Source organism: Leucobacter chromiireducens subsp. chromiireducens, from assembly GCF_016758255.1.
GTDB lineage: Bacteria > Actinomycetota > Actinomycetes > Actinomycetales > Microbacteriaceae > Leucobacter > Leucobacter chromiireducens.
The window spans coordinates 126,790-143,280 of sequence record NZ_QYAD01000005.1 but is presented as its reverse complement, the minus strand read 5'-3'; the positions used below and the strand labels follow the sequence as shown (position 1 = coordinate 143,280).

General features: G+C 68.3%; 12 protein-coding genes. 6 read left to right on the top strand and 6 right to left on the bottom strand.

Annotated elements, in window-relative coordinates:
* Positions 1-135: 135 nt before the first annotated feature.
* From D3226_RS13415 to D3226_RS13400, 4 genes are all read left to right on the top strand, one after another.
* Complete coding sequence (locus tag D3226_RS13415; RefSeq protein WP_202383111.1) at positions 136-942, top strand: helix-turn-helix transcriptional regulator; 807 nt, start codon at positions 136-138, stop codon at positions 940-942.
* A gap of 69 nt (positions 943-1,011) precedes the next feature.
* Positions 1,012-2,112: an iron chelate uptake ABC transporter family permease subunit gene (locus D3226_RS13410; RefSeq protein WP_202383110.1), complete on the top strand. Its 1,101-nt coding sequence runs from the start codon at positions 1,012-1,014 to the stop codon at positions 2,110-2,112.
* A 38-nt stretch (positions 2,113-2,150) separates the two neighbouring features.
* Positions 2,151-3,146, top strand: a complete 996-nt coding sequence (locus D3226_RS13405; protein ID WP_337249005.1) for a FecCD family ABC transporter permease — start codon at positions 2,151-2,153, stop codon at positions 3,144-3,146.
* A 146-nt stretch (positions 3,147-3,292) separates the two neighbouring features.
* On the top strand, positions 3,293-4,339 hold the full coding sequence (locus D3226_RS13400; protein ID WP_202383108.1) for an ABC transporter substrate-binding protein: 1,047 nt from the start codon (positions 3,293-3,295) through the stop codon (positions 4,337-4,339).
* A 66-nt stretch (positions 4,340-4,405) separates the two neighbouring features.
* On the opposite strand, the gene leuS is transcribed toward D3226_RS13400, so the two are convergent.
* Both leuS and D3226_RS13390 read right to left on the bottom strand, forming a co-directional pair.
* Complete coding sequence (gene leuS / locus D3226_RS13395) at positions 4,406-6,928, bottom strand: leucine--tRNA ligase (protein WP_202383107.1); 2,523 nt, start codon at positions 6,926-6,928, stop codon at positions 4,406-4,408.
* Between the two features lie 86 nt (positions 6,929-7,014).
* Positions 7,015-8,412, bottom strand: coding sequence for an anthranilate synthase component I family protein (locus D3226_RS13390; RefSeq protein WP_337249004.1), 1,398 nt, complete (start codon positions 8,410-8,412; stop codon positions 7,015-7,017).
* Between the two features lie 33 nt (positions 8,413-8,445).
* On the opposite strand from D3226_RS13390, the gene D3226_RS13385 reads away from it, so the two are divergent.
* The gene (locus D3226_RS13385; RefSeq protein ID WP_202383106.1) at positions 8,446-9,441 is read left to right on the top strand and encodes an aminotransferase class IV; all 996 of its coding nucleotides are present in this window, start codon (positions 8,446-8,448) and stop codon (positions 9,439-9,441) included.
* On the opposite strand, the gene cydC is transcribed toward D3226_RS13385, so the two are convergent.
* From cydC to D3226_RS13365, 4 genes are all read right to left on the bottom strand, one after another.
* Positions 9,438-11,123, bottom strand: a complete 1,686-nt coding sequence (cydC, locus tag D3226_RS13380) for a thiol reductant ABC exporter subunit CydC (protein ID WP_202383105.1) — start codon at positions 11,121-11,123, stop codon at positions 9,438-9,440. The genes D3226_RS13385 and cydC overlap by 4 nt on opposite strands.
* Positions 11,120-12,802, bottom strand: a complete 1,683-nt coding sequence (gene cydD / locus D3226_RS13375) for a thiol reductant ABC exporter subunit CydD (protein WP_202383104.1) — start codon at positions 12,800-12,802, stop codon at positions 11,120-11,122. Before cydD ends, cydC begins: the two co-directional genes overlap by 4 nt.
* Positions 12,803-12,996: 194 nt before the next feature.
* Positions 12,997-14,025 (bottom strand): cytochrome d ubiquinol oxidase subunit II, encoded by a 1,029-nt coding sequence (cydB, locus tag D3226_RS13370; RefSeq protein ID WP_202383103.1) that lies wholly within the window; start codon positions 14,023-14,025, stop codon positions 12,997-12,999.
* 15 nt (positions 14,026-14,040) lie between these two features.
* Complete coding sequence (locus D3226_RS13365; protein WP_202383102.1) at positions 14,041-15,480, bottom strand: cytochrome ubiquinol oxidase subunit I; 1,440 nt, start codon at positions 15,478-15,480, stop codon at positions 14,041-14,043.
* Between the two features lie 330 nt (positions 15,481-15,810).
* Here D3226_RS13365 and D3226_RS13360 point away from each other — a divergent pair, with 330 nt between their 5' ends.
* On the top strand, positions 15,811-16,464 hold the full coding sequence (locus tag D3226_RS13360) for a DedA family protein (protein ID WP_202383101.1): 654 nt from the start codon (positions 15,811-15,813) through the stop codon (positions 16,462-16,464).
* The last annotated feature ends 27 nt before the right edge of the window (positions 16,465-16,491 follow it).

The window sequence follows — 16,491 nt, the reverse complement described above, 5'->3', positions numbered from 1 at the left end:
CTTCTGTGGAATAGCGTCGACCAGAGGATGATGTGGGCGAGGCGACAACTCCCCAGAGGCGCCGGCACTCCCAGCAGAATCGCGAACATCTGACTAAAGTTAGGTGACACTAACAACGCTTCCACAAAGGTTTCCATGCTCTCCCTCGCTCCGCGCCCCACGCTCGCCATGCCCGGCCCCCACCTCACCGCCGGTCTTGAGCGCAACGTCGCGCACCCCTACCTCCTCACCACGAGCGTGCACGAGCCGGAGCACCCCGTGATCTGGACGCCACACACGCACCCCGAGCACGAACTGCTGTGGACAGACCGCGGCGTCGCGACTATGCACGTCGCGGGACGCCAGTGGACCGTCACCCCGGGCATTGGCCTGTGGATCCCCGCCGGCGTGGAACACGAGGGCCAGACCCGGGACCGTACCGCCGTGCGCGCCACTTATTTCACAACGGCGGGGTGGGCGGAGAGCTGGCACCGTCCGGTCGCGGTACGCCTTGTCCCAGCAGTGCGCGAACTACTCATTCACCTGAAGCGCGCACAGATGACCGTCGAGCAGCGCGTGCGTGCCCAGCGCGTCTGCGTCGACATGCTCGAGACGACCGAGACGATCGAGCTCGATGTGCCCATCCCGAGCGACCCGCGCCTGGCGATGCTCGTCGAGATGATCCTCCACGATCCCGCCGACGACCGCTCGCTCGAGCAGTGGGCGTCCCTGCTCAACATGACGGCGCGTACGCTGACGCGCGCGTTCTCCGCGGAGATCGCATTGAGCTTTGCGCAGTGGCGACGCCTGGTACGGATGCGCGCGGCGCTCGGCCTGCTCGCCGACGGCATGAGCGTCAAGGTCGTCGCGCGGGAGGTCGGCTACAGCACTCCCAGTGCCTTCGTCACAGCGTTTCGAAAGACGGTCGGCGCGACCCCGGGCGAGTACGCGGGCCGGCTCTGATCCCGCACTGTCCGGATCTCGACACGGCCTGTCCCCCGATCGCACACCCCGCCCCGTAGCGTCGTTCTCGTGCCTGCTCCAGCTGTCTCTGCCGCTCCATCGGCACCCTCGCCCCCACGAACCCGGGCATCGAACTCCGCCACAGCTTCCCGACCTCGACGCGGCCTTCCCGGCGGCGCGCTGAGCCGCTCGGCTGGGCTTGCGGTCGCACTCGCGGCGCTCGTCGCGGTCGCCGTGCTCAGCATCCTCATCGGTGCGCGCGGGATCTGCATCGCGACGGTGTGGGAGGCGCTCACCGCCCCCGCAAACCTCGAGGCGCACCACGTGATTCGCGAGCTGCGGCTGCCACGAACCGTTGTCGCGATCGTGGTGGGTGCGGCCCTCGGCATCGCGGGTGCCCTCATCCAGGCGCTCACCCGCAACCCGCTCGCGGATCCCGGCATCCTCGGGGTGAACTCGGGCGCCTCATTCGCGGTTGCGGTGGGAATCGGTATCTTCGGTGCACGCTCCCTCTCGGCCACGATGTGGTGGGCGTTCGCCGGTGCGCTCATCGTGACCATCGGCGTGTACGCGATCGGCGCTGCCGGGCGCGGCGGCGCCGATCCGCTCCGGCTTGTGCTCGCCGGTGTTGCGCTTGGCGCGGTGTTGAGCGGGCTCACAAGTGCGATGACGCTCCTCGATCCGCAGGCCTTCGACGCCATGCGCAACTGGGGCGCCGGATCCGTCGTCGGCCGTGAACTCGCCCAGATCTGGCCCGTGCTCCCCTGCCTCGGCGTGGGGCTCGTGCTCGCCCTCGTGGCGGCGCGCCCCCTCAACGCGATCGCACTCGGCGAAGACCTCGCCGCCGCGCTCGGCGCGAACGTGCTGCGCACCCGGGTGCTCGTGGTCATCGCGGTCACGCTCCTCGCAGGCGGTGCCACCGCTATCGCGGGCCCCATCGGCTTTGTCGGGCTGATGATCCCCCACGTCGCACGTTGGATCGTCGGACCAGACCAGCGCTGGATCATGGCGTACACCGTCGTGCTCGCGCCGATCTTGCTCCTCGTCTCCGATATCGCCGGGCGCCTGATCATGCGCCCCGCGGAGATCCCCGTCGGCATCGTCACCGCCTTCGTCGGCGCACCCGTGCTGATCGTACTGATTCGCCGGAAGCGGGTGAGCGCGCTGTGAGCGCTGGGCGGAGCTACTGGCGCATCCAGAATGACCGCGTGGGATTCCGGCTCGACACCCGCACTGTGTGGGTGAGCATCATCCTCGCGGGCGTCTGCCTGGTGCTTGCGGTGCTCGGGCTTACGGTGGGCGAGCTGCCGCTCACGATCAGCGAGGTTTGGCAGGCGCTCACCGGCGCCACCGCGGACTTCACCAGCACCGTCGTCGTCGAATGGCGCCTCCCCCGCGTACTCGCCGCCATCGTGTTCGGCGCGGCACTGGGGGCGAGTGGGGCGGTCTTCCAGTCGCTCACCCGCAACCCGCTCGCGAGCCCCGACATCCTTGGATTCTCGGCGGGTGCGTACACGGGCGCGCTGCTCGTGATCATCGTGCTCGGCGGCGGCTACCTCGCGGTCGCAGCCGGCGCGCTCGCTGGCGGACTCGCCGCGGCCGCGGTGGTCTCGCTGCTCGCATTCCGTGGCGGAATGCAGGGGTTCCGCCTCATCGTCGTGGGAATCGCGGTCTCCGCTATGCTCAGCTCCGTCAACACCTGGCTGACGCTCACCGCAGATCTTGAGACCGCGCTCGTCGCCGCGGTGTGGGGCGCTGGTTCGCTCAACGGCATGACCTGGCAGCAGGCCGGCACCGGAAGCGCGCTCGTCGCGATCCTGCTCGCGATCACCCTGCTGCTCTCCCGTCCGCTCCGCCAGCTCGAGCTCGGCGATGACGCGGCGCAGGCGCTCGGTGTGCGCGTCGAGCGCACCCGGCTGCTCCTCATGCTCGTCTCCGTGGGGCTCATCGCCGTGGTGACCGCCGCCGCGGGGCCCATCGCCTTCGTCGCGCTCGCGGCCCCGCAAATCGCGCGGCGCGTGACCCGCAGCCCCGGCGTTTCAGTTCCCGCGTCGGCGCTCATGGGCGCGGCGCTGCTCGCCGCCTCCGACTTCGCAGCGCTCAACGCGTTCCCCGTCATGCTGCCGGTCGGCACCGTGACGGTGGTGTTCGGCGGCGCCTACCTGCTCTGGCTCCTCGTCCACGAGGCGCGAAAGCGCTGGTAAACACCAAGCGCGTCCCAAACGCGAACCCGGTCGTCCGCCTCGCGCAGGCCCACGCTTCTAGCGTGGAATCGAGCGGCGGACCCCACCCGCCCCGAACCCATATCCGTGTGTCGCACGCACGCGCACACCCGAACGCTAGGAGCCGAATGCCCTCCCTGTCTGATGCCACCCAGGCCTCTCTTCCTGCCACCGCACTGGCGCGCCCCCGGCTCCGCCGCTTCGTGACCGCAGGGCTTGCCACGCTCGCCGCCGCGGGCCTGCTCGCAGGATGCGCCTCGGGCCCCGCGGGCGACTCCGCCAAGGCTGACGCGGCCAAGACCGACGACACCATCGAGTTCTCCTACGAGGGCTACGAGGCGACGCTCCCCGCCGATCCGGAGCGGGTGGTGGTACTCGATAGCCGCGCCGGGCTCGAGATGGCGCTTCTCGCGGAGTACCCCATCGTCGCGACCGCGTACGGGACCGATAGCCCGCTCTCCCCGCTCGTCGATGCGGACACCGCGCACCTCAAGAACTCAGCGTTCGATCTGAACCGCGAAGAGATCGCTTCCTACAAGCCCGACCTCATTGTCGTGGGCACCGGGTGGTGGAACTACTACGAGGGTGAGGACTTCAAGCTCGGCGAGATCGCTCCCGTGCTCGCAGTGAACGACGGCATCGATGTCGCGGGCGCATCGGTCGACAAGCCCTTCGTCGCGATGACGGATCAGCTGGAGCTGCTGGGCCGCGCCGACCAGGCCGAGGCCGCCATCGCCGACTACGAGGCCGCCGTCGACTCAGCACGTGAGCGCGTGGGCGACTACGCGAAGGGCAAGACCGCCACGGTCATCCACGCCCCCGTGGACAACTTCACGGTGATCTCCCATGACTCGATCTACCAGGTGGTGCTGCCCGCGCTCGGCTTCACGATCCTCGAGAACGAGCAGATCAGTGAAGCGCCGCTGCACCCGTCGGGCGAGGGCCACACCTTGAGCTACGAGAATGCGGTGAGCGCGCTGGGTGATGCCGACATGGCGATCATCTTGAAGGCTGAGCGCGATGCCGCGCTCGACCCGCTGCTGAAGCGCGTGCCCGCGGTGGAGACCGGCAACTGGATCGACGGGAACCTTGCCGAGCGTTTCGGCTTCGCGCTCACCTACACGAGCTTCGTGAATGGCGTCGCGGACGCAATTGAGGCGTTCCCGAAGGCCTAACCGCACACCGCACGAACAACGCCCCCGGGATTCCTCCCGGGGGCGTTTCGCTTGGGGCGCGGCGGCCTAGGCGGGCTTCGTCGCGATGCTCACGATCTTCGGCACTCGGACGACGGTGTGCACGACGGTACGATCGCCGATCGCGCGCTGCACAGCGGACGAGGCACGAGCGGCAGCTTCCGCCTCCGCCTCCGAGACCGACGCGGGCAGCGTGAGGCGGTCGCGCACCTTGCCATCGACCTGCACCACCATCGTCACCTCGTCCTCAACCAGCAGATCGGGATCGGCCTTCGGCCAGGTGCTCAGCGCCACCGTCGCCTCATGCCCGAGCTTCGCCCACATGTCCTCAGCGGCGAACGGAGCGAACAGCGAGAGGATCTGCGCGATCGCCTCGGCGGACTCGCGGACGGCGGGATCAGCGACCCCAGCTCCCGAGTCGATCGCCTTACGCGTCACGTTCACCTGCTCCATGAGGCGCGCGACGACCACGTTGAACTTGTAGCCCTCGATGAGCGTAGGTGCGTCGGCGAGCAGGTGATGCGTCGCGCGCCGGAGTGCCTTGTCGCCGCCCACGGCGTCCGTGCCAACGGGCGCGCCCGCGCGCTCCACGTCGTCAGCGATACGCCAAGCGCGGGCCAGGAACTTCGCGGAGCCCTGCACGGACACGTCAGCCCAGTCGATGTCGTCCTCGGGGGGCCCAGCGAACGCGAGGGTGACGCGCAGTGCGTCGGCGCCGTGCGCCTGGAGCTCGCTCGCGAACTCAACGAGGTTGCCCTTCGACTTCGACATCTTCGCGCCGTCCTGCAGCACCATGCCCTGGTTGAGCAGCGAAGTGAACGGCTCCTCGAAGTTCAGGTAGCCGAGATCGTGCAGCACCTTCGTGATGAAGCGCGAGTAGAGCAGGTGCAGAATCGCGTGCTCCACGCCACCTGCGTACTGATCGATCGGACCCCAGGTGCGGGCCTGCTCGGGATCGAACGCCTGCGTGCTGTCGTTCGCTGACAGGAAGCGGAGGAAGTACCACGAGCTGTCCACGAAGGTGTCCATCGTGTCGGGATCGCGGGTCCAACTCTCACCGGTTTCCGGGTCCACCACGGTGGCCCACTCGGTCGCGGCACCGAGGGGCGAGGAGCCCTTCGGCTTCAGGTCGAGCCCCTCGGAGGCGGGGAGCTCGACGGGCAGCTGATCCTGCGCGACCGGGCGCATCTCGCCGTCGGCCCCGTGGAGAATCGGGATCGGGGTGCCCCAGTAGCGCTGACGCGAGATCAGCCAGTCACGCAGGCGGTACGTCGTGGCGGCGCGGCCAGTGCCGCGCGCCTCGAGTACCTCGATCGCCTTCGCGATCGCCTCGGTCTTGCCGAGCCCGTCGAGCTCGGCCGAGTTGACGAGAACGCCCTCACCGGCGGTCGCGATGCCAGACTCAGCGGGATCGGGCAGCTGCGCGCCGTCCTCGTCGCGCACGTCGACAACCACGCGCACCGCGAGATCAAACTTGCGCGCGAAGTCCAGGTCACGCTGATCGTGCGCGGGCACGGCCATGATCGCGCCGTGGCCGTAGTCGGCAAGCACGTAGTCGGATGCCCACACGGGAATGCGCTCGCCGTTCACGGGATTGATCGCGTAGCGGCCCAGGAAGACGCCCGTCTTCTCGCGCTCCGTGCTCTGGCGCTCGATCTCGGTCTGCTTCTGCGTCTGCTCGAGGTATGCCTGGAACTGCATGCGCACATCGGCGTCCGCCTCGGCGACCAGCTCTGCGGCAAGATCGGCGTCGGGAGCAACCACCATGAAGGTCGCGCCGTGCAGCGTGTCGGGGCGGGTCGTGAAGACCGGCACCTTCTCGGCGCGGCCCTCGATCTCGAACTCCACCTCGGCTCCACGCGAGCGGCCGATCCAGTTGCGCTGCATGTTCAGCACCTTGGTCGGCCACTGACCCTCGAGCTGATCAAGGTCGTCGAGCAGGCGGTCCGCGTAATCGGTGATGCGGAAGTACCACTGCGTGAGCTTCTTCTTCACGACGATGGCGCCCGAGCGCTCCGACGTCCCATCAGCGAGCACCTGCTCGTTGGCGAGCACGGTCTGGTCTACCGGATCCCAGTTGACCCAGCTCGCCTTGCGGTACGCGAGGCCCTTCTCGTACATCTTGAGGAACAGCCACTGGTTCCAGCGGTAGTACTCGGGGTCGCTCGTGTGCAGCACACGGCTCCAGTCGAACGACGGAGCGTAGAGCCGGAAGCTCGCCTTCTGCTGCGCAATGTTCGCGTAAGTCCACTCGCGGGGATCGACGCCGCGCTTGATAGCCGCGTTCTCCGCGGGAAGGCCGAAGGAGTCCCAGCCGATCGGGTGGAGCACCTCGTACCCCTGCCCGCGCCAGTAGCGCGCAAGCACGTCACCAAAGCAGAACGCCTCGGCGTGACCCATGTGGAGGTCGCCAGACGGGTAGGGGAACATGTCGAGGACGTACTTCTTGGGGCGTTCTGCGTCGCCCGAGCCCACCTCAAACGGTTTCAGCTCGTCCCAGACGGGAAGCCAGCGATCCTGAATCGCCTGAAAGTCGTAGCCCTCGGCATCACGGCCCTGCTGCTCGGTCACACACACCTCGATCTTGGTTCGCCTCGTCGCGCGACGGCGCGACACATACCCTCCAGGTTACCGCGTTCGACCGGGATCCCTGCCGCTTACTCGTTCACCGTGTCGAGCGCGCTCAGCAACGCTGCCGCCTTCAGGTGCTTCTCCGCCAACTCCGTGGCGGCGCGCGAATCTGCGGTGATCCCCCCGCCGGCGCCGATCCGTGCTTCGCGGAGGGCCCCCGTGCCGCGGAACTCGACCCCCCGAATCGTCATTGCGAGCTCCGCGTCGCCGTCCGCATCCAGCCAACCGAAACACCCCGCGTACAGCCCGCGCGGGCCCGCTTCAAGTCCCCGGAGAATCTCCACCGCCCGCCGCTTCGGTGCGCCCGTCATCGAACCACCGGGGAAGCAAGCGGCGATCACCTGCGAGGTCTGCTGCCCGGGCCGCAGCGTGCCCGACACCGTGCTGACGAGCTGATGCACGTGCGGGTGCTGCTCAACACGAAGGAACCCTGACACCGCGACAGACTCGGGAGCGCACACGCGCGAGAGGTCGTTGCGCATCAGGTCGACAATCATCAGGTTCTCCGCGCGCTCTTTCGGGTCCCGCTGCAGCTCAGCCGCCAACTGCTCGTCAGCCGCCGGAGAGTCGCCGCGCGGCCGGGTTCCCTTGATCGGGTGTGTCGCGACGCGCGCGCCCCGCACGCTGAGAAAGCGCTCGGGGCTGGCGCTGACGAGCGCGCGCCCCGGCGTGACGATGAGCCCGCCGCGCAGCGCGCCTGCCCGCTCCCGCAGCCGCAGAAACACGTCGAGCGGGCGTGCTCTCGTCGCAAGGCTGAGCGTGTCGGTGAGGCAGAGCACGTACGCCTCGCCCTCACGAATCGCGGACTTGCACGCCTCGACCGCGGCTTCGTAGCTGGGGTCGTCGTGCCGCCAGCGCCCGGTCTGCGGCGCACCGCTCGCTCGGGCGTCCGCCGCACGCGTGGCGTGAGTGGGGCGCGCAGCCATGCGAGGTTCATCGCCTGGTGCGCCCTCGCTGAGCAGCGCACCGTAGCGTGTCAGCCATTCATCGATGCTGGCCTGAGACCCGGCGCGCAATTCGCCGCGCTCACCAGCGACGGCGATCACCACGTCCGCCCGAAGCGCCAGCGCCGCGGGAGCGGTATCAGGCGTGGGATCGAGGCCGAGGAGCGCCTCGCCGAACTCGTAGCCGAGCGCGGCCACCCAGCCGGCGCAGAACCCTGCCGCGTCCCCGGCTGCTGGTCCGGTCGCGCCCGAGATTCGCTCGAGAAACTCGTGCGGCCGGCCCGCCACGGGGACAGCGAGCTCCGCCGCGATCCCGAGGTAGCTCACAGGAGGTTCACCCGGCGCCGCGGCGGCACCATCGAGCCAGAACCACGATTGCGTACGCTCATCGAGGGCCGCGCTCAATCGCTGGGCGAGCCCGATCGCACCGCCGACAATCGTCACTGCGCGCCGTGCCCGCCCCGCTTCTGTCTCCGCCACCCGCTCAGCGTAGCGCGGTGGTACGCTCGCGACATGACGGAGCAGGCTGGCGTGCGCGAACTTCTCGTCGCCGACTCGTTCCGCGTGCGCGTGCGCGACGGCGTGGCCGAGGTGCGCGGCTGGCAGGCGCACCTCGACCGCTTCCGCGGCTCCGCGGTGGAAGCGCTGGCCGCCCCGGAGTCCGTGCGTGCCGCCGAACGGGACGCACGGGAGCTCACAGCGCGGCTTGCCGACGCCGCCCGTGAGGCGCTACTCTCCCCCACACACCGTGGCGCATCGTCGTCATTCGAGGTCGCTGGCGCGCCGATCCCACTGGGTGAGAACGACCGCGCGCGGCTCACCGCGTTCCTCACGGCGGCGCGCGGCGAGATCGCCGCCGCGGGCGCGGGCTTCCCCCGACTTGAGCTGTGGCGCGAGTCAGACGGCACCACGTCGTTTGACCTCTCCCTCCGCCCGCTCCCCGAGCTGCGCGATTCCATCGAGCTGCGCACAGCAGGTCCGGTGGAACTCAAGCACGCCACCCGCAAGGGGCCGAACATCGGCGCGCTCACTCGGCTCAATCACGAGCTGGGCGCAGAGGCGCTCCTCCTCAGCCCGACGGGCACCGTGCGCGAGGGTGCGACAACGAGTCTCATCGTCTGGGGTGACGATGGCGATCGCTCTGGCAGGGTCATCGCTTCCCAGGAGCGGGTGGCCTCAGTCACCGAGGACCTGCTCGTCGAAGCGGCAGCCCGTCGACTCGTCGGCACGAAGCCCGAGCGGTCGCGGGGCGGCGCCCTCTCATGGGGTGGTTTCGGCACCCCCAGCGGCGGGCTCGGGAGCTCACACAGCGGCTCGGACCGCGGCACGGACCGCGACACAGACCCGACGCCCGAGCAGCTCCTGGGGCACGAGGTGTGGGCCGTGAACGCCCTGCACGGGATTCGACCGGTGTCGCACCTCGACGGGGTCGCGCTCCCGCTTCCGGTCGGCCCACGGCTCGCCTGGTTCCGCGCGGCGCTCGAACGGGCCTGGCAGCCCGTACGTTAGGCGGCAGGTGCCTCGAGGTGCAGACGCGTGGCCTCGATCCCGCTCGGCAGCTCGGTGTGCGTGATCAGGATCACCGCGCGATCCTCGGGCACCGCGCCGACAAGGTCGGTGAGCAACCGGTCGGCAAGCTCGCGGTCCACTCCCGCCGTCGGCTCATCGAGCACGACGATCGGGAAGTCGGCGAGGAGCGCGCGTGCGAGAGCGATGCGCTGCGCCTGCCCACCCGAGACGAGCGCTCCGTGCTCGCCCACCTGCGCGTCGAGGCCACCCCGGGAGCGGGCCCAGTCCCCCAGGCCCACGCGGTCAAGCGCGGCCATCAGCTCGTCGTCGCTCGCGGTGTCTCGCGCGAACTTCAGGTTCTGCCGCAGATCAGCGTCAAAGAGGTGCGGCTGCTGCTCGCACAGGCCCACCGTCTCACGGACCACCGCGATGGGAAGCTCACGCACTTCGCTGCCGCGCAGGCGATACGAACCGCAATAATCGAGGAATCGCACGAGCGCGAGGGCGAGCGTGCTCTTGCCGGCTCCGCTCTCTCCCGTGACGACGAGCGTCTCGCCGGCGTTCACCTCGAAGCTCACCCCGCTGACCGCGTCGCGCGCGGCGGCCGGGTGACGCACCGTGAGCGCTTCGACCGCGAGGAGCGGCGCGCAGGGCACTGCGGGCCCAGTCTTCGCGGCGGCCCCGGGGGTCTCCCACGGAATCTCAGCGGGCAGCGGCGTCTCGGTGAGTGCCGCGACGCGATCCGCGCTCGACTGCACCACCCTGCGTGCGGCGAGAGCCGCGGGCACCTGGGCGAACACTTCGAACACCGCAGCGGGAACGACCACGGCTGCGGCGAACAGGGGCGCCGAGAGGCCCGCGCCCACCGCGGGGGCGAGCGCAAGGAGCGTCACGACCGAGGCGAGTCCGGCCGCACCCGCGAGGATCGCGCCGCTCGTTCCGGCGGCGCGAGCACGGCGCAGCTGCACCGCCGAGAGCCGGGCCTCGGCCGCGGCGATTCGATCGCGCTGAGCGCCGAGCGCACCGTACGCAGCGAGCACCTCGGAGGCGGCAAAGCGCTCGAGCAGCGCGTCGACGAGGCCGGCGCGCGCGGCGCTGAGTTCGCGATCCGAGGCGCCCGCGGAGCGCTGCGCGAGCCAGACGGCAAGCGCGCCGGAGAGCACCAGGATAGCGGTGAGAATGAGGGCCGCCACGGGCGAGATGAGCGCGATCACGACGATGCTGAGCGCCACGACCGTGGCACTGACCGCGAGCGGCTGCCGCACGCGCAAGGGCTCATCCTGCAGCTGATCGACGTCGTCGACGAACGCGGCAAGCACCTCTCCACGGCGGTGCGACTCGATTGCGCCGGGAATGCGCGGAATCAGCGCGGTAAACGTGTCAGCGCGGAGCGACGCGAGCTGAGCGAGTGCGGCGTCGTGGCTGAACATCCGCTCGGTGTAGCGGAATGCGGCGCGGCCGATCGCGAGGGCACGCACGCCCACGATCGCGAAGGTGAGGTGCAGGATCGGCGGCTGCTCTCCGGCTCGCACGATCAACCACATGCTCAGGCCGAGCAGCGCGACGACGCAGCCGTCGGCGAGCACGCCAAACGCAAGCCCCGGAAAGCGACGCTGCGCGGAGGGCAGGGCCCGCGCGAGCACGCGGCGGCGTGCGGCGGTGAGGTCCGTCTGAGTGCTCATCGCGCGAGCTCCTTCGTCTCGTCGACCGGAGCCGCGGTGATGCGCACCACCCGGTCTGCCGAATCAATCACTTCGGCTCGATGACTCACCACGAGCACCGCGCGTCCGGTCTCGGCCTCAGCCCGCAGGCTCTGGCACACCGCACGCTCCGTATCTCGATCGAGCGCGGAGGTTGGCTCATCGAGCAGCAACGCGGCGTCAGGCCCCAGGGTCCACGCACGATACAGCGCTCGCGCAATCGCGATGCGCTGTGCTTGGCCGCCTGAGACTCCCGCGCCGGCGGCGCCCAGCATCAACTCGGGATCCAGCTCGGGGAGTGCCGCCGCGGAAAGCGCGCGACGCACGAGCGCGGGATCGGCGGGCGCCGCCGATCCCAAGCTCACGTTTTCGGCGACGGTGCCCTGCAGGAGGCCTGGGCGCTGCCCCGACCAGGCCACGTGCTTCGGGCGCGTGAGCCGACCAGCAACAGGCGTCACGAAGCCGAGCAGGGCAGCGAGCAGGGTGGACTTGCCCGCGCCAGAGGGGCCGGCGAGCGCGACGACCTCACCGGGCGCGACGCGAAGGTCGACCGGTCCCACGGCGATGCGGTCACCACGCGTGATGCACACGGCTGCGAGCTCGATCTCGCCCCCCGCTGCGGCGGCGACAGTGCCGGCCGCGCCCGGCTGCGTCTCATTCTCTTCGCCCTCAATCAGCGCGAAGACGTCTGCCGAGGCAGAGAGCCCCTCGGTTGAGGCGTGGAAGGCAGCGCCGACCTGGCGAATGGGGATGAACACCTCGGGCAGAAGAAGCAAGACGAAGAGGCCGAGTCCGAGTGGGAACTCAGCGCTCACGAGGCGCGTTCCCACCGTCACGGCGACCAGCGCAATCGAGAAAGTGCCTGCGAGATCGAGCACGAAGCCGGACAGGAATGTGACGCGCAGCACCTTCATGGTGCGCGAGCGATATTCGTTCGTGGCACGCGCGATCCGCGTCGATTGCCGATCTTCGCGGCGGAAGATCTTCAGGGTTGCGAGACCTGACACGGCGTCGAGGAACGAGGTGGAGAGGTGCTGCAGCTGTTCCCACTGCCGGTCCTGCACGCTCTGGGTTGCCATGCCGATAAGGATCATGAAGACGGGGATGATCGGGAAGACGATGAGCACCGTGATCCCGCTCACCGGGTCTGCGATCAACACCGCGAGAATCAGGATCGGCGTCGCAATCGCGGTGAGGATGAGCTGCGGCACGTAGCCGGAGAAGTAGCCGTCGAGCGCGTCAAGACCACGGCCCAGTACGGTGGCAAGCTCGGCGTCGGAGCGGCCATCACCGCGCTCGGGGGTCCGCGCGTCGATCGCGGTGAGCGCGGCGGCGCGCAGCTCGGACTTCACGCGTACCGCGCCGCGCGCGGCAACCGTGTCCATCCCCCAGGCAGCGAGCGAGCGGACGCACAGCGCGAGGACGGCCCCGCCCACGAGCAGCGGAAGGTGATCCTGCGCGAACGCTCCCTCGGCGATGCGCCCCGAGCCCCCACCCTCGCCCGCGAGCGCGGGAAGCGCGACGACCGTGATGGTCTGCGCGAGGAACCAGCTCCAGGCGAGAATCGCGAGTGTGCGGATCAGACCGAGCACTCCCCCAAGCAGGAACACGCTGCGCGCAGCGCGGGCGTGACGAAGCAGACGCGGATCGAAAGGTTTCACGAGCATCCTGTTGCGGTCGGAGGGGCGAGAACGAGCTGAGAGCGCGCCGTACTCGAGTCTATGGGAGCGGCGCGGCGTACATCTGATGAAACCCCGGGTGGAAGCGCACGGCCCCGGGAAGTGACGATCACCTCCCGGGGCCGTGTGCGCGGCGTGCACTGGGCGCGTGACGAAACCACGCGCCCAGCGAGCACCTAGTGTGCGCCCGCGGGGATGACGTCCCGCGAGAGGCGCTTGCGGAACACCCAGTACGTCCACGCCTGGTAGGCGAGCACAAGCGGCAGGGTGAACACGGCAACCCAGGTCATCAGCTCGAGGGTCTTCTGCGAGCTCGCAGCACCCTCAATCGACATCGAGTACGCGGGATCGATGCTCGAATGCATCAGGTTCGGGAACAGCGCCATGAAGATGGTCAGCAGCGCGAACGCGATTGCAACGGCGTTGCCCGTGAATGCCCAGCCTTCGCGACCCCGGAGGTTCGCAACCCACGCACCAATCAGTGCCACTGCGGCAACAACCGCGCAGGTGACGATCAGCCACAGGGTGTCGCTCTCGAGGTGCTGCACGATCGTCCAGATGAGGAACGCAGCGCCGGCGACGATCGCCGCGATGCCGACCTTGGTCGCGAGTGCCCGAGCGCGCTTACGCATGTCTCCAACCGTCTTCAGCGCTACGAACACGAGTCCGTGCGTGAAGGTGATGAGCAGCATGGTGAGGCCGCCAAGCAGGCCGTACGGGTTCAGCAGCGTCAGCAGCGTGCCCTCGTAGATCCAGCCCCCGCCCTCGAGCGGCGCGATCGGCACGCCCTGCACGAGGTTCGCAAACGCGACACCCCAGAGCAGCGGCGGCAGGACGGAGCCCCAGAAGATGAACTGATCAAACCAGCGGGTCCAGTTGCGGCCCTTGCCCTGGTGACGGTACTCGAACGAGACACCGCGGAGGATCAGCGCGACCAGGATGAGCAGCAGCGCGAGGTAGAACCCCGAGAACATCGTCGCGTACCACTCAGGGAACGCTGCGAAGAGCGAGGCGCCAGCCACAATCAGCCAGGTCTCGTTGAGGTCCCAAACCGGGCCGATCGTGTTGATCAGCAGGCGGCGGTCGGTGTCGTCCTTGCCGAGGAACGGCAGGGACATGCCCACGCCGAAGTCGAAGCCGTCGAGCACGAAGTACCCGATGAGCATGACACCGACAATCAAGAACCAGAGTGTGGTGAGTTCCATGTTGGCTTCGCCTCCTTAGTAAACCGTGGCCAGGGCCTGCTGGTCGGGCTCGCCTTCGGCGTCATTCTCGATCGCCGGCGGTCCCTCCTTCGCGGCCTTCGTGATGAGCTTGAACTCGACGACTGCAAGCGCACCGTACACGATCGTGAAGACGATCAGTGACACGAGCACCGCCCAGCCGGGCACACCCGGCGACACGCCTTGTTCGGTGGTCATCACCCCGAACACGATCCAGGGCTGGCGGCCCATCTCGGTGAAGATCCAGCCGACGAGCGAGGCGAGCATCGGGATCGGTGCCGTCCAGATGGCGACCTTCCACGTCCACGCCGGCAGCTCGGTGTTCTTGCGGGTGAGCCACAGGCCCACGGCAGAGACGAGCGCCGCGATCGCGCCAAGTCCGATCATCCAGCGGAACGCCCAGTAGGTCACCCAAATGATGGGGGCGAACTGGCCGTCCGTCGGACAGGTCATCATCGAGTCAGCACCGCAGTACATGGCCTCGTAGTCGCTCTGCAGGTTGCGGATGCCCTCGACCGAGCCGTCGAACGTGCCGGTCGAGAGGAACGACAGCAGGTACGGGATGCGGATCGAGAAGATCTCGTGCGCGCCGTCCGGGGTACCCAGGCTGAAGATCGAGAACGATGCGTCGGCACCCGAGGCGTTCTCATAGAGCGCCTCGGCGGCAGCCATCTTCATCGGCTGCGTTTCCGTCATCACCATGCCGAGCGAGTGGCCGGTGAGGCCCACGCCCAGGAACGCGATGATGTTCGTCCACGCGCCGAAGCGCAGCGCCGTGCGCATCTCGTCAACAAACTGGTTGCGCTTCAGGTGCCAGGCAGCGACCGCCACCATGACCGTACCGGCGAACATCAGCGCCGCGAAGATCGTGTGCGGGAATTGCGTGATCGCGACGGGGTTGAGGAGCACATCGCCGATGCTCTCAAGCTCGGCACGCCCCTTCTCTTCGTTCAGGTTGTAGCCGACCGGGTTCTGCATGAATGCGTTCGCCGCGAGGATGAAGTACGCAGAGAGCACCGTGCCGATCCAGACGAACCAGATGGTCATCAGGTGGATCTTCTTCGGCAGCTTGTCCCAGCCGAAGATCCAGAGCCCAATGAAGGTCGCCTCAAAGAAGAAGGCGATGAGGCCCTCCATCGCAAGCGGTGCACCGAAGATATCGCCGACGAAGCGCGAGTAGTTCGACCAGTTCATACCGAACTGGAACTCCTGGACGATGCCAGTGACGACACCCATCGCGAAGTTGATCAAGAAGATCTTGCCGAAGAGGCGCGTCAGCTTCAGGTACTTAACCTTGCCGGTGCGAACCCAGACCGTCTGCAGAATCGCGACGAGCAGGCTCAACCCGATGGTCAGCGGCACAAAGATGAAGTGGTACAGCGTTGTCAAGCCGAACTGCCATCGAGCAAGCGTCAACGCGTCGAGGAATTCGTTCATGTATCGCTCCTGAACGAAGGAGGTGGTACCCCACACATGGAGCCACACTCCCGTAGTGAGATCCGCCACGAGATGTAATTCTCGCCGGAGCTCCCGATCGGCGATCGGGTCTTCACAGAATACCAATATCTGTGAATCACCTGCGAATCAATTTTGATATCAACAAACTTTTACCTCGGGCACAAGGTACTTTTTTCTCGACGCCAAACAAACTCGCGGCACGCACGATGTTGGGAAGTTACCAGAGCGTCGGGGCCCAGGGAATGGGCCCACGGTACCGTCAGCGGATCCACGGGAACGCTGGGATCACCGCTCACTACACTCGGTGAAATGACGGAGCTCCTCGACACGATCATCGCCGCGCTACGCGACCTCGATCCGGCGATCCGCACCCTGATCGCGGGGATCGGGATCCTGCTCGAGACCTCAGTGTTCGTGGGCCTCATCGTGCCAGGTGACACCATCGCGCTCGTGGCCGCGCTCGGCGTGGACGGCACGACGCAGTTCGCCTGGCTCGTGTTCGCCCTCGTAGCGGGTGCGCTCGCCGGCGAGAGTATCGGTTTCGCGCTGGGCCGCTGGGTCGGGCCGAGGCTGCGTGCGAGCCGCCTCGGGCAGCGGCTCGGGGAAGACAAGTGGCGCCTCGCTGACCACTACCTCGGTGAGCGGGGCGGGGTCGCGGTGTTCCTCTCCCGCTTTCTTCCCGTGCTGCACTCGCTGATCCCGCTCACCGCGGGCATGACCGGCATGAGGTACCGCACGTTCTTGAAGTGGACCGCGGCCGCGAGCGTGCTCTGGTCGCTCATCGTCGTCTCCCTCGGCGCGGGCGCGGCGGCGGGCTATGAGCAGCTCGCGGGGCGCGTGAAGGGCGCCGGCTACATCTTCGTTGGCGCTGCAATCCTCGTTCTACTGATTCTCTGGGCCCTCAAGCGCGCGTTCTTCTCCCGGGAGCGTCGCCACCTCGAGTCCGGTGAGGATGCGGCGTAGCGCGCAGCGCATCAGCCAAACGCTCTA

Bases quoted from the DNA above. Each gene is read 5' to 3' on its own strand.
- cydC (WP_202383105.1), bottom strand. From the start codon at position 11,123: ATGAGCACTCAGACGGACCTCACCGCCGCACGCCGCCGCGTGCTCGCG.
- D3226_RS13385 (WP_202383106.1), top strand. From the start codon at position 8,446: ATGACGGAGCAGGCTGGCGTGCGCGAACTTCTCGTCGCCGACTCGTTC.
- cydB (WP_202383103.1), bottom strand. From the start codon at position 14,025: ATGGAACTCACCACACTCTGGTTCTTGATTGTCGGTGTCATGCTCATC.
- D3226_RS13360 (WP_202383101.1), top strand. From the start codon at position 15,811: ATGACGGAGCTCCTCGACACGATCATCGCCGCGCTACGCGACCTCGAT.
- D3226_RS13400 (WP_202383108.1), top strand. From the start codon at position 3,293: ATGCCCTCCCTGTCTGATGCCACCCAGGCCTCTCTTCCTGCCACCGCA.
- D3226_RS13415 (WP_202383111.1), top strand. From the start codon at position 136: ATGCTCTCCCTCGCTCCGCGCCCCACGCTCGCCATGCCCGGCCCCCAC.
- D3226_RS13365 (WP_202383102.1), bottom strand. From the start codon at position 15,480: ATGAACGAATTCCTCGACGCGTTGACGCTTGCTCGATGGCAGTTCGGC.